This is a genomic window from Mesorhizobium amorphae (assembly GCF_014843845.1).
Classification (GTDB): Bacteria; Pseudomonadota; Alphaproteobacteria; order Rhizobiales; family Rhizobiaceae; genus Mesorhizobium; species Mesorhizobium amorphae_A.
This window is the reverse complement of the sequence record NZ_JHQS01000008.1, coordinates 194,647-213,198: the sequence shown is the minus strand read 5'-3', so window position 1 is coordinate 213,198 and position 18,552 is coordinate 194,647. Positions and strand designations below refer to the sequence as shown.

The following is an 18,552-nucleotide window of genomic DNA, read 5'->3' as shown; positions in this document are numbered from 1 at the left end:
TTGCTTGCTGCCAGTTCGCCGGCAGCGGGCCCTTTGTTACATCTTCGGCAAGAGAACCTTGTCGATGACGTGGATGACGCCGTTCGACTGCTCGACATCGGCGATCGTCACATTGGCGACGTTGCCGTTCTCGTCGGTGACGGTGACCTTGCCGCCATCGGCCTTGAGCGTCAGTTCGCAACCGCCGGCGGTCTTGGCCTTGTGCGCGCCGCCATCATCGCTGACCATCTTGGTCACGTCAGCCGCCAGCGCCTTGGCGCCGATAACATGGCAGGTCAGGATCTTGGTGAGCTTGTCCTTGTTTTCGGGCTTGAGCAGCGTTTCGACGGTGCCGGCTGGAAGCGCGGCGAAGGCCTCGTTGGTCGGCGCGAAAACAGTGAAGGGACCGGCGCTTTGCAGCGTGTCGACCAGGCCAGCGGCCTTGACGGCTGCAACCAGCGTGGTGTGGTCCTTCGAATTGACGGCGTTCTCGATGATGTTCTTCTTGGCATACATCGGGGCGCCCCCAACCATCGGATTGGCGGCATAGGCTGCAGCGCCGAGCGCGGAAACGGCGATCGTGCCGGCAAGCAAAAGGGTGGCGAGATTACGCATGATTTCTATCTCCTCTGGATATTGTTTCCCATTGTTGGGAACGCAAGGAGATACGGGGCAGAAAGGCGTGAGTTTCGTCGATCGACAAAAAAGTTTTGCCTCGAAGGCTGATGAAATTGAATCTCCCCGTACGATCTTTTGCCAGCTTGCATGCTTGCAGGAACCAACTGCCGTGGCAGATAGATTTGAAATCTGCTTAGGACCGCAAGTCAAAAATGGGGGATTATATGCCTTTGAGATCGCCCGCGGCGACGACAGGCCCGGTCGGCTGGCCGGTCGGCGAGCCACCTGTCGGCTCGACGCTGACGGCAAGCACGGCGCCTTGCGCGAGCTTCTGCTGGACGGCCGGCGTGACGGCCAGGTGCGTGGTCTGGCCAGCCGGGATGACGCCCATCGAGACCGGGGCATTCTTGCCCTCGATCATCCACAGCTCGAAGTCCTTGCCGGCGGCACGCTCGCCGGAAACCAGCGACAGGCCGACATCGCGGCGCGCCGCGTCATAGACAACGAGATATTTGACGTCGCTGCCGTCGGCCGCCAGCGAGGCGACAAGCCGCTCCTGCGGTGCAACGACCGGCGGGTTGAGGTAGGGCACGGCGACGTAGATGGCGAGCGCAGCGACGGCGGCCGCGGCAAGGCCGCGCCAGAAGCCAAGGCTCGACCAGAGACCGGCGCTTGGCTGTGTCGCAGTCGACGAGGAGGCGAACAGCCGGCGGTCGACCGCCGGTTTGACCGAGGCCGGAGGCTCTATCTCGGGATAGGCGGCGGCCATCGGCGAAAAGTGCACTTCCCAGCTGTCGACCAGGCGGGCGAAACCGGCTTCGGTGTCGATGCGGCGGGCCGCGATCTGGCGCTCGTCCGTGGCGAGCACGCCAAGAACGTATTCGGCGGCGAACAGGTCGTCGCCTCCACGTTCCGGTCCGTTGTCCTCTGCCAGCGTCATCTTTCCAGGCATTCCCTGAGCTTCAACAGGCTGCGCCGCAGCCAGGTACGCATCGTGTTCAGCGGCACGCGATGGCGCTCCGCAAGTTCGGCATAACTTTCGCCGTTGAGATAGGCGCCCCGGACGGCCGCCGCCCGGTCCTTTTCCAGTTCATCGAGACAATGGTAGATGCGTTCGGACTCACCGCCCGCCACAACCATGGCCTCCGGTCCCGGCGCCGGATCGGCCACGTCGAGCGCGGCGTCGATATGGGCGGCAGGCATCCGCCGCGCCCTGATGCGATCGATCGCATGATTGCGCGCAATGGCCACCAGCCAGGAAATCGGGCTCAGATCAGAGACAGCGAAACGGTCCGCCTTGGTCCATATCTTGACGAAGACTTCCTGAAGCGCTTCTTCCGCATCTCCCCGGTCGTTCAATACACGAAGGCAGACGCCGAAAAGTTTCGCGCTTGTCTGCCTGTAGAGCAGATCGAACGCGGCCCGGTCCTTCATCGAAGTCCGGACGATCAGCTTGCTGATGTCCTGCGGCGCCATGCCCGCAAATTAGGCGATTGCGTTATATTTGCAATCGCGGAAACGATGTTGTTCACCACCCAGGCGCGCCTGCTTGCCCCGACAAATCATGCGCCGTTGCCAAGGAAATCGCCTGCGGCTAGCCTCCGGCCAGGCGGGAGAGGGCGGCGATGTCGGTTGAACGGGTGTTGTGGGAGCAGGATGCAACCGGCCTGGCCGGGCTGGTAAAGCAAGGAGAAGTCTCGCCGCAGGAGCTTGTCGATGCGGCGATCGCGCGGGCCGAGGCGACTCGCCCTGATATCAACGCCATCGCCGAGCCGCTCTACGACGCGGCGCGATCGCGCGCCAAAACCGTCGACCGCAAGCTGCCGCTTGCCGGCGTGCCCTTCGCGATCAAGGATCTCGGCATCGCCATCAAAGGCGTGCCGACCCATGGCGGCAGCCGCATTCCGGCTTTCACCGCCGACTTCAATTCGGTGATAACCGAGCGCTATCTTGCCGCCGGCCTCATTCCGATCGCCACCAGCACCTCGCCCGAGCACGGGCTGAGGCTGATGACCGAGTCGGCCGCGTTCGGCATCACCCGCAATCCGTGGAATACGGGCCATACGACGGGCGGCTCGTCCGGGGGCGCCGCCGCGCTGGTGGCGGCCGGCGTGGTGCCGGCGGCGCATGCCTCGGACGGTGGCGGCTCTATCCGGGTGCCGTCGGCCTGCAGCGGGCTGGTCGGGCTGAAAACCTCGCGCGGCCGCGTGCCGCTGACGCCGCTGGTCAGCGAGAGCTGGTACGGCATGGTCGTCGACCACGCGGTCGCCCGCTCGGTCCGCGATACGGCGCTGCTGCTCGACCTGACCCACGGCGCCGATCCGCTGTCACCCTATGCCGCACCGTCGCCGAAAGGCAGTTTTGCCGCCGCGGCGGCGCGCGATCCCGGCAAGCTCAAGCTCGCCGCCTACCGGAAATCGCCGCTCGGCCTGCCGATTTCGGCCGAGACGTTGACGGCGCTGGACACGGCGGTGGCGCTGGCGCGCGAGGGCGGCCATACGGTCGAGGAGATCGACCTGCCCTATATCGATCGCGACTTCATGGCCGATTTCTGCAAGACGGTGGCTTCCGCCGTGGCCGGCACCATGCGTGCCGAGGCCTTGCGCGTCGGCCGCTCTGTTGCCGGTGATATCGAGCGCGCCACGCGCGTGCTCAGCCGCTTCGGCGAGATCATTCCCGCCGGCGAGATCTATGAGATCCTGCAGCGGCTGCATGCAACGTCGCGCCGCCTGATCAGCGAGACCGCGCAGTATGACGCCGTGCTGATGCCGATCATCGCGCACCCGCCGCTCGCCTGCGGCGGCATGGACCCGAAGGGCGCCGACGAATTCATCGAAAACATGCTGGACAAGATGCACCTCACCCGGCTTTTGAAGATTAAGTCGCTGTTCGGGCAATTGATGGACAAGAGCCTGTGGTTCACCCATTGGCCGGCGATCCATAATGTCAGCGGCCAGCCATCGATTGCGCTACCCGTCCATGTCACCGCGGCCGGGCTGCCGCTCGGCATCCAGGCCGCCGGACGCCCAGGCGACGAGGAGACGCTGTTGTCCTTCGCCGCGCAGATGGAGAAGATTTCCGGCTGGCAGAAGCGGCGGGCACCGCTCAAGGCGCCGGCCTAGGTCCCGCAGCACGCGATTTCATCGATTTGTGACAGCAAAGCCGTTTGCGGCCTGCGCCAATTCCCGCTAAGACGCCGCCGTTCATGCCAAGCTGGGATCCATACCGATGACGGACATCGCCGCCACCGCCGAAATGCAGGCCGCGCTGCTCTCCAGGGCTCTGCCCTACATGCAGCGCTACGAGAACAAGACGGTGGTGGTGAAGTATGGCGGCCATGCCATGGGCGACATCGAGCTCGGCAAGGCCTTTGCCCGCGACATCGCGCTGTTGAAGCAATCCGGCGTCAACCCGATCGTCGTCCATGGCGGCGGGCCGCAGATCGGCGCCATGCTCAACAAGATGGGCATCGAATCGAAGTTCGAGGGCGGCCTGCGCGTCACCGACCAGAAGACGGTCGAGATCGTCGAGATGGTGCTGGCCGGTTCGATCAACAAGGAGATCGTGGCACTGATCAATGCCGAGGGCGAGTGGGCGATCGGCCTGTGCGGCAAGGACGGCAACATGGTGTTCGCCGAAAAGGCGCGCAAGACCATGATCGACCCGGATTCCAACATCGAGCGTGTGCTGGACCTCGGCTTCGTCGGCGAACCGGTGGAGGTCGACCGCACGTTGCTCGATCTCCTGGCGCGCTCCGAGATGATCCCGGTGCTGGCGCCGGTGGCGCCTGGTCGCGACGGTCATACCTACAACATCAATGCCGACACTTTCGCCGGCGCCATCGCCGGCGCCTGCCAGGCCTCGCGCCTGTTGTTCCTGACCGACGTGCCCGGCGTGCTCGACAAGAACAAGAAGTTGATCGATGAGCTGACGGTGGCCGAGGCCAAGGCGCTGATCAAGGACGGTACGGTGTCGGGCGGCATGATCCCCAAGGTCGAGACCTGCATCGAGGCGATCGAGCGCGGCGTCGAAGGCGTCGTCATCCTCAACGGCAAGACGCCGCATTCGGTGCTGCTGGAACTGTTCACCGAGCACGGCGCCGGCACGCTGATCGTGCCGTAACGGGCTTGTCAGCCGGCTAATCTTTTCGCAGCCGGAGCTTCGAGATTGGCCATGCCGGGAATGGCCGGCTTCCGTGCCGGGCGTTGGACAATCATCGATTCCTCCTCGGCATCCTGCGGCGCGCCCCAGAATTCGGCCAGCGTCGGGCCGTCCTTCAGGCGGCGGTCGCGGACGAGAAAACCCCAGACCTCGCGGAACCAGACGCGGCGGCCCATCTGCGTGTACCAGCGCATCGAATGGCGCTGCTCGGGATCCTTGTGGAACAGGATGCGCGCCAGCGCCTTCGGTCGCGACTGTACCGCCAGCTCAATCAGCTTGACGCTGAAGAACAGCATCCAGGGTTTGAGTCGGGTCATCTGCAGAACCTGGTGCTTGTAGTCCCAAAGGCGGGCGTCCAGCTGGATCACCTTGCGGTCCCTGGCGATACGGAAGAACGGCGTCCAGCGGTGCGGGGTGACATAGAGCGCCTGGATCTGGTCCGGGTCATAGGCGATCAATTGGCGGAAGCCGCGCCAGAGGTCGCGTAAGCCTTCGTCCTCGAAGCCGGCCACCCAGGTCGCCATCGACAGGATGCCATGCTGCCTGAGCAGCCGGATCGCCTCGCGGTCGGAGGAGGTGCTGCCGCCCTTGCGAATCAATTGCAGCGTCTGTTCGTCGGTGTTTTCCATGCCGAGCAGCCAGCGGATGACGCCTGCCTTGCGATAGAGATGCAGGATGTCGGCGTCGCGCACGATGTCGTCGGCGCGGGTCGAGCCAACGATCAGCACCGGCACGTTCTCGGCGATCAGCGCGTCGAGGAACGCGCGCCATGCCTTCTTCGAAACCGTCGGGTTCTCGTCGGCGAGGTTGATCAGTTCGACGCCGTGCTCGCGATGCAGCCAGGCGATCTCCTGCGCGAACTTTTCTGGATCGCGGTGCCGCCAGCGGGTCCAGAAACCGCGCTGGCCGCAATAGTTGCACAGATGCGGGCAGCCACGCGAGAACTGCATGACCACGGCGCGCTTGCCACCCCAATAGCTGTAGCGGCGGTGGTCGATCAGTTCCCAGCCGACGCGATAATCGTCGAGATTGGCGATCGTCTTCGCCGGCTGGGTGGCGAAGGGGCGGCGCAAATCGTCGCGAAAGGCGATGCCATGCACCTCAGACAGCGGCTCGCGCCGCTCCAGAGCCCCGATGAGTGCTGCGATAGTGGCCTCGCCCTCGCCGCGCACGATGAAGTCGGAGACATCCGTTTCAGCGAGAATGTCACGCCAGTGATAAGTCGGGAACACACCGCCATAGATGACGATTGTCGCCGGGGCTTGAGCCTTGATCATCTGCGCGATGCGCAAGGCCGTCGGATGCGCCGAGGTCGAGCCGGAATGGCCGATGAGGACGCAGTCTGGCTGGCCGCCCAAGGCGTCGAGGATGAGTACGGCAAGCGGCATCGGACCAAATTCCGCATCGACGAGGCGCACAAGATGGCCGGCGTCGAGCAGTGGACCGCCCAGCGCCAGGAGCCCGAGCGGCGGCAGATGGTCGTCCGGCACGCGGCTGCCGATGGCGGTGTGCGGATTGATCAGCACGATGTGCATGGCGGACCCCTTTGCAACGGTGGTCCGCGTGTCCTACCCGGCGATCTGGATGGCGAGTTGGCTCTCTTGCGCAGTTTGCGTGCAGCTTTCCCGCAGAAATGCCAGTAGGAACCTTATCGGCGCAAATGCGCGAGCGGCACATGGCCCGGGCCCTTGATGTTCTGCAGCACGAGCTGGGTGTGAACGTCGCGCACGCCCTCAAGCCGCATCAGCCGGTGCATGACGAAGTGGTTGAGCTCGTCAACCGACGGCACCATGACATGCAGGAGGAAGTCGTGGTCGCCGGTCATCGTCCAGCAGGCGGACACCTCGTCCATGCGCTGAACGGCGGCGATGAAGCTTTCCGGCGAGCCGTCGCTATGGCTGACCAGGCGCACCTGGATGAACACCTCGACCGTCAGGCCGACGGCGCGACGGCTGATGACGGCGGCAAAGCCCTTGATGACGCCGGTGTCCTGCAGGGCCTCGAAGCGGCGCGCGCAAGGCGTTGTCGACAGGCCGATTTCCTGGGCGAGCTCCGACACCGGCTTGCGTCCGTCGCGCTGCAGGATGTCGAGCATCCTGATTTCGAATTCGTCAAACTGAGGCATTTTCACTCTCCAACAGCTTTCCGATAGCGCCTTTTACCTCCAATGCTGCGTTTAGGCCATCATCAAAGCGGATATGCCTCGCCGTCTCGGGCTAGAATTGCTCCACGATTGGCCATGAATTCATGAGGAGAAGAGCCATGACAATGAGCGTTGCCGACTATGCAAGGGAATGTGCGGCGCAGGGGCTGCGCGGCGATTATTCGGTCTGCCGCGCCGATTTCACCGTGGCGCAGGGCTATGACTACAGCGCCGACGAGCAGGCGGTGTGGCGCACGCTGTGCGACCGCCAGACGAAGCTGACGCGGAAGCTCGCCCATCACTCCTATCTCGACGGTGTTGCAGCTCTTGGCCTGCTTGACAGGATCCCGGACTTCGATGCGGTCAGCGAAAAGCTGCGCAAGCTCACCGGCTGGGAAATCGTGGCCGTGCCGGGGCTGATCCCCGCCGCGCCGTTCTTCGACCATCTCGCCAACCGCCGCTTCCCGGTGACCAACTGGCTCAGGACGCGAGATGAGCTCGACTACATTGTCGAGCCGGACATGTTCCACGACTTCTTCGGCCATGTGCCGATCCTGACTCAGCCGGTCTTCGCGGATTTCATGCAGATGTATGGCCAGAACGCCGAGGACGTGATCGCGCTCGGCGGCGACGAGATGATCACCCGCCTGTACTGGTACACCGCCGAATACGGGCTGATGCAGGAAGCCGGCCAGCCGCTGAAGGCCTTTGGCGCCGGGCTGATGTCATCCTTCACCGAGCTGCAATTCGCGGTCGAGGGCAAGGACGCGCATCATGTGCCCTTCGACCTCGAAACGGTAATGCGCACCGGCTACGAGATCGACAAGTTCCAGCGCGCCTATTTCGTGCTGCCGTCCTTCGATGTCCTGCGCGATGCCTTCCAGACCGCCGACATGGCCGGCATCGTCGGACGCAGCAAGGGCAAGCCGGCGCTCGACCCGGCAGCCGTCTGACCACTCAGGCGGTCTCGGTCTTCAGACGGGCAAGCTGCTCGCGCTGCAGGTCGAGTGCCGCGGTGGTGAAACGCAATATGGCGGCCAGTTCGGCATCGCTGAAGCTGGCCATCATCTTTTGCCCCTCCTGAGCAATGGCGCCGTAATAGCGCGCCGACAGGTCCCGCGTGCGCTCTGTCGCCTCGATGACCACCTTGCGCCTGTCTTCCAGGCTGCGCGTGCGAGTGAGGAACCCGCGTGCCTCCAGCCGGTCGATCAGCGCGGTGACGGCGGCCGGCGTCAAGCCCGTCGCGACCGCGACCGCGCCTGCCGATTGCGGGCCGCCATAGAGCAGCCCGAGGCAATGCCGCTCGGCCACGTTCAGCCCAAGCTTTGCGCCCACCGCCTCGTCATAGGCCTGCGTCGTATCCTGCCAGCGCATGATGGCGAGGCTGATCGCCTCGGCCATTTCGGCGCGATTTTTGGTTGACGAATTTATTTCGATCATCTAACTATCAATCTGTCTAACATTAAGACGACTGCATCAATATGCGGCTGTGACTTGCGCAAGGCAAGGACCCGCCGCCAACAAGGAGTGAAAAGATGAGCTTGATCCAACACCGCGCCCCTCTCTCGCATGAGGAGGAGTTCAAATACGCCAAGCTGGCCATGGAATGGTATGGCTGGGGGTCGCCCATCGGCCTCGGCATCCTGCTGGTGGCGCTGGCCGCCGCGGCCGTGCTGGTGCGCATTGCTGTGTACGGCTTCTAACCTCAGTACGATCTTCCCAAAGGCGCGCCCAAGGCAGCGCCGGCCGCCTTCCCGGGTGCCGGCGCCGCCTGTTTTTTTGGGCCCGCTCCAAGTACGCAATTCCGGACGGAAAACCGCTGCGCACTTTTCCTGGAATTGCGCTAGACGGCGATCACCTTACTAAGGTGGTCACCCAACCGGCAGGCCAGTGCGGTGATGGTCGTCGTCGGGTTGCACTCGCCTGACGTGCAGAACACCGAAGAGCCGCCGACATAGAGATTGTCCATGCCATGGACCTTGCAGTTGGCGTCGACGACGCTTCTAGTCACATCCGTTCCCATGCGCGTGCCGCCCATATGATGATGGCCGGCGGTTTCCTCGTTGGTCGGATAGTCCCCGCCATTGCCGATCCAGTCGGCGATGCGAACGCGGCCGAGATTCTTCTGAGCCAGCGTCGTGCCGAACAGTCTCAACCCCTCCAGCAAGGTGCGGCGTTCCAGTTCCGACTTTTTCCAATGCAGTTCGATGCGCGGCACGCCGGCATGGTCGATATCGGTCTTCGACAGTTCGATCTGGTTCGAGGCCAGAGGCGCCTGTTCCCAGGCGACATAGAGCTGGGCGGCGCAGCGCAGGTTCTGGCTGAGCCTGGAGGACATCCATTCGGCCATGTCAGGCGCCGTGCAGGCAAGGTCGGCGATCAGTCGCTTGACATGGGGATAGGGCGTTTCGATCAGCCTGATACCGAAATTCATGATCTGCAGCCGTTCCATCGCGGCCAGCGTCGGCGAGAAGAAGGCCTCGTTGTCGGCATCGACCTCGAACTCGCCGTAGTCGGCGAGGATGGCATTGCCGCCCTCGAAGGTCGGGTGCTCCATCCAGTAACGGCCGAGCGCGGTGGCGTTCGGCACGACGCCGCCATTCGAGCGCTGGTTCGACCACAGAAGCAGCCGCGAATTCTCCAGCCCGCCGGTGCAGGTGATGAAATAATCGGCACTGAAGGCGCCGGCGTCCTGGCCGTTCGACCACAGCCTGGCGTCGGTCACCCGCTTGCCGTCGCCGGCGAGCTCGGTGGCATAGGTGTTGAGCACCACGGCGATGTTCCTGCTCGCGTCCAGTTCGTCGGCGAATTTTTCGCCAAAGCGTACAGCCGGACTCTTGATCAGCTGTATCCAGCGGATGTCGTCCGAAATCGGCACATCCGGCCGGAAGTCGGGGAGCTCGAGGATGTCGTGCACCTCAGGCAGATAGGGCTCGATATCGGCACGGCTGATCGGCCAGCCGGTGTCCGGCGTCCAGGCCTTGGGCTCGAAATCTTGGCTGTCGAGCACGCGGCACCAGCCGGCCCAATGGTTCGAGGAGCCGCCCATGAAGCGCAGCCGCGTGATGTCGAGGTCGAAATAGGGATCGCCTACCGTGGTGCCGCGATAGAAATCCTGTGACTCGTCGCTGAACTCGCGCGAGCCCGCCTCCAGCACGACAACCGGAATGCCCGCGGCGCCAAGCTTTCTGGCGATCGTCGTGCCGGCGGGACCGGAACCGAGGATGCAGACCTTGGCCGTAAAGTTGGCCGCGCGAAAGGCCTCGTAACTGTCGAAAATCATGCGACGTCGCTCCGCTTGAGGATCCAGCCATTGACCTCGACGATCTCGTCGGGGTCGACGACGGCAGCCTGGTTGCGGAACAGCGACAATGCCGGCAGTGCGATGAGCATCTGCACGATCATGCGGCGCGGCATTTTTCTGGTGAAGAAATTCCCGGTGAAGAAGGTCATGGCACGTCTTTCGATGGGGGCTTCGATCCACGCATGGCATTCCCTGAACGGCACACGCCCGTCAGGAAAAGCCAGTTTCGTGCCAACCTCGCCGGAAGACCTGCTACAACCGGGTAACCGGGCTGGTTGAGTACAAACAAGGTTAGGATTTTCGGATCGCCGGTAGAGGCACTGATGCGCTGTGGGCCTCAGGCGGCTTCCGGGACATCGCGGTCGAGGATCGCGAGATTGCGGCCACGATGCTTGGCCTCGTAGAGCCGGCGGTCGGCGGCGCGCATCAGGTCGGACACGCCGATGCCTTCGCCGCAGGTGGTGCCGCCGATGCTGACTGTCAGCGGAACCGTCCGCTCGTCGACGGGACGGAAGCGGATCAGTTCGACCTCCCGGCGGATGCGCTCGGCGACGCGTTTGGCCTCCTGTTCGGTGGCGCCGGTCAGGAAGGCGGCGAATTCCTCGCCGCCGATGCGGCCGAGCACGTCGCCGCTGCGCACGCCGCGTTCGATGGCGGCGGCGATCAAGAGCAGCGCGTCGTCGCCGGTCAGATGACCGAAGCTGTCATTGATCTTCTTGAAGTGGTCGGCATCGATGATCAGCAGCGCGCCGCGATCGGATTTGCGCCGCGAGCCGTCGAGCGCAGCAAAGAAGCTCTCGCGGTTGAGCATGCCGGTCATGTCGTCGCGGCTGGCCTTTTCCGAGAGGCGCCGGTGCGCGGCGGCAAGCTGGGCGTGTGCCCGGGCGAGTTCGCGATGCGCGCTTTTCAACCTCTCGCTCTGCCAGAAGGTGGTTGCACTGGCGATCCAGGCAAGGGCCAGTGGGCAGACTGTGGAGGTCAGCCAGATCGTGCGGCTGATCGGGAAGCCCAGTGCGGGGACGATGATCAGCGTCAACAAAAGCGAGACTGCTACCGAGCCGAAAGCGACGGCGGCGGATTTCAGAATTAGGCGATTCATCGCTGGCTCCCACAGAACCGCTTGTGTGCCCAGCAAGCCCTGAAGACCACCTTTCGGCGATGCTTAAAATTTGAAACGAGGCCCCACTTTCACATCTTTCGACGCGCATAAGTTGTGGATAAGCACCTGACCAGCGTGCCATAAGGAGGCATGACCACGCTGCCTGACCCCGCACGCTTCGCCCATGTCACCGACTGGGTGTTCGATCTCGACAACACGCTCTATCCGCACCATTCGAACCTGTTTGCGCAGATCGACGTGAAGATGACCGCCTATGTCGGAGAGCTGCTGACGCTGCCGCGCGACGAGGCGCGCAAGCTGCAGAAGGAACTCTACCTAGAGTATGGCACGACGCTGAACGGCCTGATGACGCGCCACGGCATCGACCCCGACGATTTTCTCGAAAAGGTCCATGACATCGACTATTCGTGGCTGGTGCCCGATCCGGTCCTCGGAGCCGCCATCCGCCAGTTGCCCGGGCGCAAGTTCATCTTCACCAATGGCGATCGCAGGCATGCCGAACGCACCGCGCGCCAACTCGGCATACTCGAGCATTTCGACGCCATCTTCGACATCGTCGCGGCCGGGCTGAACCCCAAGCCGGCACGCCAGACCTATGAGCGGTTTGCCGAGCTGCACGCCGTCACCGGCCACAATGCGGTGATGTTCGAGGACCTTGCCCGCAATCTGGCCGTGCCGAAATCGCTCGGCATGACTACGGTGCTGGTGGTGCCGCGCAATTTCGAACCGACCTTCTCGGAGATCTGGGAACGCGACCCGGCCAACGAGGACGACGTCGATTTCGTCACCGACGATCTAGCCAGTTTTCTCACGGCGATCGTCGAAGTGCCCGCCTGAGACGCGGGCCAGCTACGCTCAGAGATTGTAGAAGCGGCTGATAATGCCCCAGGCCTCGTCGGCGGTGTCAACGAAATCGATGATGTCCTGGTCGCCGGGCGTGATCGTGCCCTGTTCGGCCAGGAAATCGAGATCGATCGCCTTTTGCCAGAAGGACTTGCCGAACAGGATCACCGGCACGCGCTCCATGCGCCCGGTCTGGATCAGCGTCAGCGTCTCGAAGAATTCGTCCATCGTGCCGAAGCCGCCGGGGAATACCGCGACCGCCTTGGCGCGCATGACGAAATGCATCTTGCGGAGGGCGAAATAGTGGAAGTTGAAGCAGAGCTCGGGCGTCACATAGGCGTTCGGCGCCTGCTCGTGCGGCAGCACGATGTTGAGGCCGATCGACGGAGCGCCGACATCGTCGGCGCCGCGGTTGCCGGCTTCCATGACGCCAGGCCCGCCGCCGGTGACGACGACGAATTCTCGGTAGTAGGAGGTGGCCGACTGCTGCGAGCAGAGGCGGGCGAACTTGCGCGCCTCCTCGTAATAGCGGCTGTTCAGCTCGAGGTTCTTCTTCTGGGTCTCGTTCTTCGCCGCCCAGGCTTCGCCGCCGGGCTCGGGAATGCGCGCGCCGCCGAACAGGATCACGGTCGAACGGATGCCGCGTTCGGCGAGGATCATCTCCGGCTTCAGAAGCTCGAGCTGCAGCCGCACCGCGCGCAATTCGCGCCGTGTCATGAACTCGGGGTCGTTCCAGGCCAGACGGTAGGTGTCGGCGCGCGTCTGCGGCGTGTCCGGCACGCTCTTTGCGCGCTCCAGATCCTCGTCCGAATGCGGCAGCGGCGTCCACCCCGCCTTTTCCATTGGCGTCATTTGCTCTACCCGTCCCAATAATTCACTTGCGCCGTCCCATGGCGCACTCACGATTGACCCCCAATAAGCCTTAACATAGGGTCCGCGCGACTTTCAAAACAGGTTAAGGCGCTGCCCCTTAACAGCTTGGTAACGGAGCGAAATCATGTCGAAGACTGATCTGGCGAGCCTCGAAGAGACCATCGAGAAGGCCTTCGAGGAGCGCGACACGATTTCGACCGCGACCCGGGGCGAAACGCGCGACGCCATCCAGTCGGCGCTCGACCTGCTCGACCGCGGCACCGCTCGCGTCGCCGAGCGCCAGGCCGACGGCAAGTGGCACGTCAACCAGTGGCTGAAGAAAGCGGTGCTGCTGTCGTTCCGGCTCAACCCGATGGAGATCATCAAGGGTGGTCCGGGCGAAGCGGTGTGGTGGGACAAGGTGCCGTCGAAGTTCGACGGCTGGAGTGCCGTCGACTTCGAAAAGGCCGGCTTCCGGGCCGTCCCGTCGTCGATCGTGCGCCGCTCCGCCTATGTCGCGCCGGGCGCGGTGCTGATGCCGTCCTTCGTCAATGTCGGCGCCTATGTCGACTCAGGCACCATGGTCGACACCTGGGCCTCGGTCGGCTCCTGCGCCCAGATCGGCAAGAACGTGCATCTGTCGGGCGGCGTCGGCATCGGCGGCGTGCTGGAGCCGATGCAGGCCGGCCCGACCATCATCGAGGACAATTGCTTCATCGGCGCGCGTTCGGAAGTGGTCGAGGGCTGCATCGTGCGTGAAGGCTCGGTGCTCGGCATGGGCGTGTTCATCGGCCAGTCGACCAAGATCGTCGACCGCGCCACCGGCGAGGTCTTCTATGGCGAAGTGCCGCCCAATTCGGTGGTCGTCGCCGGATCGCTGCCGGGCAAGGCTTTTCCGAACAACGAGCCCGGGCCCGGCCTCTACTGCGCCGTCATCGTCAAGCGCGTCGACGCCAAGACCCGCTCCAAGACTTCGATCAACGAATTGCTGCGCGATTGATCTTTTCCGGAAACGGACGCACCCTCCGCCAGCGCGACAATCCGTCGCGCTGGTTCGAGATGGAGGGGTGACATGGACTGGAAGTTCCTGCTGACCAGCTATGAAGGCCGCATAAATCGCGGCAAGCTCTGGGCCTGCGTTGGCGTGATATTCGTCGGCGCGCTTGTTGCAGCGATTATCGACAACATCATCGGCACGACATTCAACGGCGAGCCTTATGGTTTTGTGTATGTGATCTACGCGCTTGCCATGCTCTATAGCGTTTTCGCCGTCTACGCCAAACGCTGGCACGACCGGGACAAGTCGGGCTGGTGGTCGCTGATCGGGCTCGTGCCGATCATCGGCGGCATCTGGATGCTGGTCGAGCTTGGTATTCTCGAAGGCACCAGGGGCGCCAATCAGTATGGACCGGACCCGCTTGCCTGAAAAATCCGACCTCATTTGGCTTTTCTTCAAAACTTCAGGCCGCGTCAGCCGCGCGGCCTATTTTCTCGGCGGGCTGCTGGTGGCCATCGTGCAGGCCTTTCCGCTCTACCGCTTCACGCTGGTGGCGGAAGGTTCGCCAGAGAGCAACATGTGGTCGTTCATCTTCTTCGTCGCCTTCATCGCCTCGCTGTGGTCGAACATCGTGCTGGCGGTGAAGCGGCTGCACGATCTCGACAAGCCTGGCATCGCGGCGCTGGTGCTGTTCGTGCCGGTCGTCTCGATCATCGCCTTCCTGGTGCTTTGCCTGTTTCCCGGGCAGCCTGGACCCAACCGCTACGGCAGGCGCACCAACGCGCCGGCCGACTGACGGGGGACCGGTCGATGCGCTACCGCACGCTTGACCCGAAACTGATCATCGAGACCGCCGAAAAACTTGAGGAGCGCGTCGCCGAGCGTTTTCCCGATGCCGGCCTGCGCGGCGTCGCCGCCGAGCTGGTCTCCTTGTCACGCGACCTGGCAAAGGGCGCCAAGGCGCTGGAAGCGCCGATCTGGTGGCTGCGCGTCCTCATCGTCGCCGCCGTCGTCGCCGGGACGCTGATGTTCCTGTTCGTCGGCACCGTCCTGCCGTTCGACCGCATTTCCAAACCCGGCGACGCCGTGCAGTCGGTGCAAGGCATCGAAGCCTCGCTCAACATGGTCATCCTCGCCATTGTCGGCTTCCTGGCGCTGATCCGGTCGGAGGAGCGCATCAAGCGCAAGCAGGTGTTTCGCCAGCTGCACGGCTTGCGCTCGCTGATCCATGTCATCGACATGCACCAGCTGACCAAGGACCCGGCCACGCTTTCCGCCAGTTTCAAGCCGACCGCGCATTCGCCGGTCCGCATCACCAACGCCGCCGACCTCGCCCGCTATCTCGACTATTGCTCGGAAATGCTGTCGATCACCGGCAAGATCGCCGCTCTGTTCGCCCAGTCCGTCAATGACGACGTCGTCATCGACGGCGTCAACGATATCGAGAACCTGGCCTCCAACCTGTCGCGCAAGATCTGGCAGAAGATCACCCTGATCGAAGGCCGGCCCCAGGATGGTCGACCAGGGAAAAAGAACCAATCCTGATCGTTCAGGCCGCCCTGACCGCTTCCGGGGTCAGCCCGGGCGAGCCGTGCCCTTGCCGCTCGGCTTCACGCACCAAAGCCGCGACGCGTGCTGTCACGGGCGCCGATATGCCTGCCCTTTCCGCCAAGCCAAGCACCGCGCCTTGCAACTCGCCAATCTCCGTCGGCCGGCCGCGCTGCAGATCGTCCCACATCGAGGAGCGCGCCTCGGGGTCGATGGCCAGCATGCGCCGCGCCAGCCGCCTGAACAGCCAGTCCGGCAGGCGGAGCACTTTTGGCATCAGCGCAGGGGGCAAGCCGGCAATCCGTGCGGGCTTGATGCCGCAAGCCTTCATTGCCGCCAGCGCCTCGCCGATCTGGCCAGCCAGGATCAGCCGCCAGCGGCGGTCGGCGAGTTCGGTAGCCAAAGGCAGGTTGGACAGCGCCACCAGCGCGTTGTTCAGGTTCATCAACAGCTTGCCCCACAGCACCGCCGTCATGTCGCCTCGGGTTTCGACCGTCAGCCCCTCGACAGCAAGCAATTCGGCCAGGCCGGCCACGCCGTCCTCGATCATCACCTTGCCCTCGCTGGCACGGTGCACGCGCAGCGGCACGTCGCCGTCGGACGACTGGACGACGTTGAACGGCACCATACCGGCAAGCACTTGCTGGCCGGCCAACCCGGCCCGCAGCCTGTCGGCATTGTCGACACCGTTCTGCAGGCTGACGACCACTGCGTGCGGGCGGGCATGGGCGGCGATCAGCGCAGCCATCTCCTGCGTCGCGCCGCTCTTGACCGTCACCAGGATCACCTCGGCGTCGCGCAGGGCGGCCGCCGGATCGGCTGTCGCCGACAGCGCCTCCGGGCTCACGCAGCGGTCGCGGCCGTCGAGATCGGTGACCCGCAAACCATACTTGCGCACCACATCTCCGATGCGTGGCCGTGCCAGCAGAATTAACCGCCGGCCGGCCAGCGCCAGACAGCCGCCGACATAGCAGCCGAGGCTGCCGGCGCCGGCGATTGCGACCATGCTGTCGTTGTTGGCCATGCGATAGTCCTTTATTGGCCCGCAACTATACGGCATGAAAACCATATTGTCGGCGCCATGGCCGGCCATGATGTCTGGCCGTGACAGGCCTTCCGCTTTCGACTATCGCTTTGCCCATGAATTTGCCGACCGACCCCGCCGCAAACCTTGCCGCCCTGATCCGCTGTGCCTCGGTGACGCCCGCCGAAGGCGGGGCGCTCGGCGCGCTGGAAGACATGCTGAAGCCGCTGGGCTTCTCGGTCGAGCGCCCGGTGTTTTCGGAGGACGGCACGCCGGACATCGAAAACCTCTATGCGCGGCGCTCCGGCAACGGGCCACATTTGATGTTCGCCGGCCATACCGATGTGGTGCCGGTCGGCGACGAGGCCGCCTGGACGCACCCGCCCTTCGCCGCCGACATCGCCAATGGCGAGATGTATGGCCGCGGCGCCGTCGACATGAAGGGCGGCATCGCCTGTTTCATCGCCGCAGTGGCGCGTCATGTCGAGGAGAATGGTGGTCCGAAGGGCTCGGTCTCGCTGCTGATCACCGGCGACGAAGAGGGCCCGGCGATCAACGGCACGACAAAGCTGCTCGAATGGGCCGCCGGCAAGGGCGAGAAATGGGATGCCTCGATCGTCGGCGAACCAACCAATCCGGACGCGCTCGGCGACATGATCAAGATCGGCCGGCGCGGCTCGCTGTCCGGCAGCATCATCGTCAACGGCCGGCAGGGCCACGCCGCCTATCCGCAGCTCGCCGACAACCCGGTGCGCGGGCTGATGAGCCTGGTCGATGCCTTGCTCTATCCAGCCTTCGACGAGGGAACGAAGGATTTCCAGGCAACCAATCTGGAAGTGACCTCCATCGACGTCGGCAACCCGGCCACCAACGTCATCCCGGCGAAGGCGACGGCGACCTTCAACATCCGCTTCAACGACACATGGACGGCCGAGACTATCCAGGCCGAGATCCACAACCGGCTCGACCAGGCGGCCGGGCGCACAAAATACCGGCCGGGCAAGAAAACGCCGGTCGACTACGATATTGTCTGGCGCGACCGGCCGAGCCATGTGTTTCTCACCCGCGACGACCGGCTGATCGAAACGCTCAGCCAATCGGTCAAGACGGCCATCGGCAGGAAGCCGGCGCTGTCGACCTCGGGCGGCACCTCGGACGCCCGCTTCATCAAGGATTATTGTCCGGTGGTCGAATTCGGTCTGGTCGGCAAGACCATGCACATGGTCGATGAGCGCGTCGCGCTTGCCGACCTCGAGACGCTGACGCAGATCTACCAGCGCTTCATCGAAGACTGGTTCGAGCGAGGCGCAGCCTAACCATGCTTTCGGTGTGATCATGCTTTCGGCCGATGAAACCTACGCTTCGCTGGCCGGCGCCTGGCGGCTGATGCTCGGCAAGGCCGACGGCCTGCGCCTGCTCGACCTTTCGGCCGACGGTTTCTGGAATTCCTTCTTCGCCATAGTCGTGGCGGCGCCGGCGCTGATCGTCGGCTGGGTCGGCATCGCCAACGAGATCGGTGACCCGAACGCATTCGCCGGGCGCTTCAGCATGCTTCTGCGGCTGGCGACCGTCGACATCGGCTCCTGGGTGCTGCCGCTGGTCGGCCTGGCGCTGGTCGCGCCGCGCCTCGGCCTTGGCGGCCGCTTCGTCCACTATGTCGTCGCCAGCAACTGGGCATCGGCGATCATCGCCTGGCTGATGCTGCCGTCGGCGCTAATCAGGCTTTTCCTGCCGTCGACCGACGAAGTTTCGGGGCTGGTGTCGCTGGTTTTGTTTGCGCTGTCGATGGTGCTGACTTGGCGCATGACCAATGCCGTCATCGGCAGGGGCGCGGCAGTCGGCACGGCTGTCTTTGCCGGCATGTTCGTGGCGTCGCTGGCCGTGTTGTTCGGGCTGCAGGCGCTGCTCGGCATCACCATACCGACCAGCATCGAGAGCTGATCTTTCTGAACCGAACCCGCTG

At 64.0% G+C, this 18,552-nt stretch carries 22 protein-coding genes; 11 read left to right on the top strand and 11 right to left on the bottom strand.

The genetic code is table 11. The annotated features are described in order from the left end of the window. Nucleotides 1-36 precede the first annotated feature (36 nt). The 3 genes from DH08_RS05120 to DH08_RS05110 form a co-directional block, all read right to left on the bottom strand. Nucleotides 37-594, bottom strand: a complete 558-nt coding sequence (locus DH08_RS05120; RefSeq protein ID WP_192178200.1) for a fasciclin domain-containing protein — start codon at nt 592-594, stop codon at nt 37-39. A gap of 223 nt (nt 595-817) precedes the next feature. Then, a complete protein-coding gene (locus DH08_RS05115; protein ID WP_192178199.1) occupies nt 818-1,537 on the bottom strand; it encodes an anti-sigma factor in 720 nt (239 codons plus the stop codon). Beyond that, nucleotides 1,534-2,073, bottom strand: a complete 540-nt coding sequence (locus DH08_RS05110; protein ID WP_192178198.1) for a sigma-70 family RNA polymerase sigma factor — start codon at nt 2,071-2,073, stop codon at nt 1,534-1,536. The genes DH08_RS05115 and DH08_RS05110 overlap by 4 nt, the downstream gene beginning before the upstream one ends. Nucleotides 2,074-2,222: 149 nt before the next feature. Here DH08_RS05110 and DH08_RS05105 point away from each other — a divergent pair, with 149 nt between their 5' ends. Together DH08_RS05105 and argB are read left to right on the top strand one after the other, a co-directional pair. Continuing rightward, the gene (locus DH08_RS05105) at nt 2,223-3,719 is read left to right on the top strand and encodes an amidase (RefSeq protein WP_192178197.1); all 1,497 of its coding nucleotides are present in this window, start codon (nt 2,223-2,225) and stop codon (nt 3,717-3,719) included. Between the two features lie 106 nt (nt 3,720-3,825). After that, on the top strand, nt 3,826-4,719 hold the full coding sequence (gene argB, locus DH08_RS05100) for an acetylglutamate kinase (RefSeq protein ID WP_192178196.1): 894 nt from the start codon (nt 3,826-3,828) through the stop codon (nt 4,717-4,719). A gap of 8 nt (nt 4,720-4,727) precedes the next feature. Here argB and bchE read toward each other — a convergent pair whose 3' ends face one another. After that, on the bottom strand, nt 4,728-6,293 hold the full coding sequence (gene bchE / locus DH08_RS05095; protein ID WP_192178195.1) for a magnesium-protoporphyrin IX monomethyl ester anaerobic oxidative cyclase: 1,566 nt from the start codon (nt 6,291-6,293) through the stop codon (nt 4,728-4,730). 113 nt (nt 6,294-6,406) lie between these two features. Then, nucleotides 6,407-6,883, bottom strand: a complete 477-nt coding sequence (locus DH08_RS05090; RefSeq protein ID WP_192178194.1) for an Lrp/AsnC family transcriptional regulator — start codon at nt 6,881-6,883, stop codon at nt 6,407-6,409. A 137-nt stretch (nt 6,884-7,020) separates the two neighbouring features. Between DH08_RS05090 and phhA the strand changes: the two genes are divergently transcribed. Next, nucleotides 7,021-7,854 carry a phenylalanine 4-monooxygenase gene (phhA, locus tag DH08_RS05085; protein WP_192178193.1) on the top strand — a complete coding sequence of 278 codons (834 nt, stop codon included), beginning with the start codon at nt 7,021-7,023 and terminating at the stop codon, nt 7,852-7,854. A 4-nt stretch (nt 7,855-7,858) separates the two neighbouring features. Here the strand turns inward: phhA and DH08_RS05080 are convergent, their stop codons facing one another. Continuing rightward, nucleotides 7,859-8,341 carry a MarR family winged helix-turn-helix transcriptional regulator gene (locus DH08_RS05080; protein ID WP_192178192.1) on the bottom strand — a complete coding sequence of 161 codons (483 nt, stop codon included), beginning with the start codon at nt 8,339-8,341 and terminating at the stop codon, nt 7,859-7,861. 95 nt (nt 8,342-8,436) lie between these two features. Between DH08_RS05080 and DH08_RS05075 the strand changes: the two genes are divergently transcribed. Further along, nucleotides 8,437-8,604 carry a hypothetical protein gene (locus DH08_RS05075; RefSeq protein WP_192178191.1) on the top strand — a complete coding sequence of 56 codons (168 nt, stop codon included), beginning with the start codon at nt 8,437-8,439 and terminating at the stop codon, nt 8,602-8,604. A gap of 140 nt (nt 8,605-8,744) precedes the next feature. Here DH08_RS05075 and DH08_RS05070 read toward each other — a convergent pair whose 3' ends face one another. The 3 genes from DH08_RS05070 to DH08_RS05060 form a co-directional block, all read right to left on the bottom strand. Continuing rightward, complete coding sequence (locus DH08_RS05070) at nt 8,745-10,184, bottom strand: GMC oxidoreductase (RefSeq protein ID WP_192178190.1); 1,440 nt, start codon at nt 10,182-10,184, stop codon at nt 8,745-8,747. Then, entirely contained in the window at nt 10,181-10,354 is a 174-nt protein-coding gene (locus DH08_RS05065) for a hypothetical protein (protein WP_192178189.1), read from the bottom strand. Before DH08_RS05065 ends, DH08_RS05070 begins: the two co-directional genes overlap by 4 nt. A 188-nt stretch (nt 10,355-10,542) precedes the next feature. Continuing rightward, nucleotides 10,543-11,304, bottom strand: a complete 762-nt coding sequence (locus tag DH08_RS05060; RefSeq protein ID WP_006200629.1) for a GGDEF domain-containing protein — start codon at nt 11,302-11,304, stop codon at nt 10,543-10,545. 150 nt (nt 11,305-11,454) lie between these two features. On the opposite strand from DH08_RS05060, the gene DH08_RS05055 reads away from it, so the two are divergent. After that, a complete protein-coding gene (locus tag DH08_RS05055; protein ID WP_006200628.1) occupies nt 11,455-12,162 on the top strand; it encodes a pyrimidine 5'-nucleotidase in 708 nt (235 codons plus the stop codon). Nucleotides 12,163-12,180: 18 nt separating this feature from the next. Here DH08_RS05055 and DH08_RS05050 read toward each other — a convergent pair whose 3' ends face one another. Next, entirely contained in the window at nt 12,181-13,020 is an 840-nt protein-coding gene (locus DH08_RS05050; RefSeq protein WP_192178188.1) for an LOG family protein, read from the bottom strand. A 145-nt stretch (nt 13,021-13,165) separates the two neighbouring features. Between DH08_RS05050 and dapD the strand changes: the two genes are divergently transcribed. The 4 genes from dapD (at nt 13,166) to DH08_RS05030 (ending at nt 15,562) form a co-directional block, all read left to right on the top strand. After that, nucleotides 13,166-14,020, top strand: coding sequence for a 2,3,4,5-tetrahydropyridine-2,6-dicarboxylate N-succinyltransferase (gene dapD / locus DH08_RS05045; RefSeq protein ID WP_192178187.1), 855 nt, complete (start codon nt 13,166-13,168; stop codon nt 14,018-14,020). 72 nt (nt 14,021-14,092) lie between these two features. Next, entirely contained in the window at nt 14,093-14,446 is a 354-nt protein-coding gene (locus tag DH08_RS05040) for a DUF805 domain-containing protein (protein ID WP_192178186.1), read from the top strand. Next, nucleotides 14,439-14,813, top strand: coding sequence for a DUF805 domain-containing protein (locus DH08_RS05035; protein ID WP_167480895.1), 375 nt, complete (start codon nt 14,439-14,441; stop codon nt 14,811-14,813). Before DH08_RS05040 ends, DH08_RS05035 begins: the two co-directional genes overlap by 8 nt. A gap of 14 nt (nt 14,814-14,827) precedes the next feature. Then, entirely contained in the window at nt 14,828-15,562 is a 735-nt protein-coding gene (locus DH08_RS05030; protein ID WP_192178185.1) for a hypothetical protein, read from the top strand. A 4-nt stretch (nt 15,563-15,566) separates the two neighbouring features. Here the strand turns inward: DH08_RS05030 and DH08_RS05025 are convergent, their stop codons facing one another. Further along, a complete protein-coding gene (locus tag DH08_RS05025; RefSeq protein ID WP_192178184.1) occupies nt 15,567-16,589 on the bottom strand; it encodes a 2-dehydropantoate 2-reductase in 1,023 nt (340 codons plus the stop codon). A gap of 116 nt (nt 16,590-16,705) precedes the next feature. On the opposite strand from DH08_RS05025, the gene dapE reads away from it, so the two are divergent. After that, the gene (gene dapE, locus DH08_RS05020; protein WP_192178183.1) at nt 16,706-17,905 is read left to right on the top strand and encodes a succinyl-diaminopimelate desuccinylase; all 1,200 of its coding nucleotides are present in this window, start codon (nt 16,706-16,708) and stop codon (nt 17,903-17,905) included. Between the two features lie 19 nt (nt 17,906-17,924). Next, nucleotides 17,925-18,530 (top strand): transporter, encoded by a 606-nt coding sequence (locus tag DH08_RS05015; protein WP_192178182.1) that lies wholly within the window; start codon nt 17,925-17,927, stop codon nt 18,528-18,530. Nucleotides 18,531-18,552: the final 22 nt, after the last annotated feature.

Coding starts and splice junctions, on each gene's coding strand:
- DH08_RS05120 (WP_192178200.1), bottom strand. CDS start 594: ATGCGTAATCTCGCCACCCTTTTGCTTGCCGGCACGATCGCCGTTTCC.
- DH08_RS05115 (WP_192178199.1), bottom strand. CDS start 1,537: ATGACGCTGGCAGAGGACAACGGACCGGAACGTGGAGGCGACGACCTG.
- DH08_RS05110 (WP_192178198.1), bottom strand. CDS start 2,073: ATGGCGCCGCAGGACATCAGCAAGCTGATCGTCCGGACTTCGATGAAG.
- DH08_RS05105 (WP_192178197.1), top strand. CDS start 2,223: ATGTCGGTTGAACGGGTGTTGTGGGAGCAGGATGCAACCGGCCTGGCC.
- argB (WP_192178196.1), top strand. CDS start 3,826: ATGACGGACATCGCCGCCACCGCCGAAATGCAGGCCGCGCTGCTCTCC.
- bchE (WP_192178195.1), bottom strand. CDS start 6,293: ATGCACATCGTGCTGATCAATCCGCACACCGCCATCGGCAGCCGCGTG.
- DH08_RS05090 (WP_192178194.1), bottom strand. CDS start 6,883: ATGCCTCAGTTTGACGAATTCGAAATCAGGATGCTCGACATCCTGCAG.
- phhA (WP_192178193.1), top strand. CDS start 7,021: ATGACAATGAGCGTTGCCGACTATGCAAGGGAATGTGCGGCGCAGGGG.
- DH08_RS05080 (WP_192178192.1), bottom strand. CDS start 8,341: ATGATCGAAATAAATTCGTCAACCAAAAATCGCGCCGAAATGGCCGAG.
- DH08_RS05075 (WP_192178191.1), top strand. CDS start 8,437: ATGAGCTTGATCCAACACCGCGCCCCTCTCTCGCATGAGGAGGAGTTC.
- DH08_RS05070 (WP_192178190.1), bottom strand. CDS start 10,184: ATGATTTTCGACAGTTACGAGGCCTTTCGCGCGGCCAACTTTACGGCC.
- DH08_RS05065 (WP_192178189.1), bottom strand. CDS start 10,354: ATGACCTTCTTCACCGGGAATTTCTTCACCAGAAAAATGCCGCGCCGC.
- DH08_RS05060 (WP_006200629.1), bottom strand. CDS start 11,304: ATGAATCGCCTAATTCTGAAATCCGCCGCCGTCGCTTTCGGCTCGGTA.
- DH08_RS05055 (WP_006200628.1), top strand. CDS start 11,455: ATGACCACGCTGCCTGACCCCGCACGCTTCGCCCATGTCACCGACTGG.
- DH08_RS05050 (WP_192178188.1), bottom strand. CDS start 13,020: ATGACGCCAATGGAAAAGGCGGGGTGGACGCCGCTGCCGCATTCGGAC.
- dapD (WP_192178187.1), top strand. CDS start 13,166: ATGTCGAAGACTGATCTGGCGAGCCTCGAAGAGACCATCGAGAAGGCC.
- DH08_RS05040 (WP_192178186.1), top strand. CDS start 14,093: ATGGACTGGAAGTTCCTGCTGACCAGCTATGAAGGCCGCATAAATCGC.
- DH08_RS05030 (WP_192178185.1), top strand. CDS start 14,828: ATGCGCTACCGCACGCTTGACCCGAAACTGATCATCGAGACCGCCGAA.
- DH08_RS05025 (WP_192178184.1), bottom strand. CDS start 16,589: ATGGCCAACAACGACAGCATGGTCGCAATCGCCGGCGCCGGCAGCCTC.
- dapE (WP_192178183.1), top strand. CDS start 16,706: ATGAATTTGCCGACCGACCCCGCCGCAAACCTTGCCGCCCTGATCCGC.
- DH08_RS05015 (WP_192178182.1), top strand. CDS start 17,925: ATGCTTTCGGCCGATGAAACCTACGCTTCGCTGGCCGGCGCCTGGCGG.